At 43.9% G+C, this 754-nt stretch carries 1 protein-coding gene; it reads left to right on the forward strand.

All coding sequences use genetic code 11. The features are described from left to right. Positions 1-754, forward strand: a 754-nt coding sequence (locus ACNPNW_RS06035; protein ID WP_448766715.1) for a phosphotransferase enzyme family protein, incomplete at both ends; no start/stop codon positions are given.

The raw sequence follows: 754 nt of genomic DNA on the forward strand, positions 1-754 counted from the left end.
ATGATTTAGGTCATGGTATGGGCAATGCCTGGGAACATAAAGACTGGGCACATATTTCTGATCCAGAATTACAAAGCCTGCAGCAGCATTATTCCTGTTTACAAGGTCATATTCAGATTTTGTGGTGTAGTCCCCGGCCATTTTCATCTGCGGCGCTGGTCAAGGTGGAGCAGGATTTTGTGAGCAGGGATGAAGCAGTCGCGCATCAGTATTTGATCAAGCGCAGTCATTGTTCATTTCGTCGTGCCCACGATATTTTACAGGAGCATGCCGTTCTTCAGCATTTAGCCAGCAAAGAAATTCCTGTTGCAGCATTGATTAGGTCAAATCAAGATCTGACTGCTTTAGAGGTGGGTGACTGGACCTATGAAGTTTATGCAAAAGCAGCCGGTTTAGATCTGTATGCAGATCAGCAATCCTGGAAACCTTTTTTCTATGCTGAACATGCTGCGAAAGCGGGGCAATTGCTGGCAAAGTTACATATGGCCATGCAGGATTTTCCTGAGCACCAAGGCCGATCAGCATCTTATTTATTGTCCAATCAGCAGCTTTTAGACAGTGAAAATATCGTTACAGCCATTCAACGGCGCATTGTAAACAGTCCAGAATTAAGCCGTTACTGTGCCGACAAAAATTTAGATCCTTACTTTTTAGATCAAATCTTACAGGTTCACCAGCGTATTCAGCCTGTATTGCAACAGGCAAGCAGAATTTGGACCCATAACGATTTACACGCTTCTAATCTATTCTGGTC

The organism is Acinetobacter endophylla, assembly GCF_053543775.1.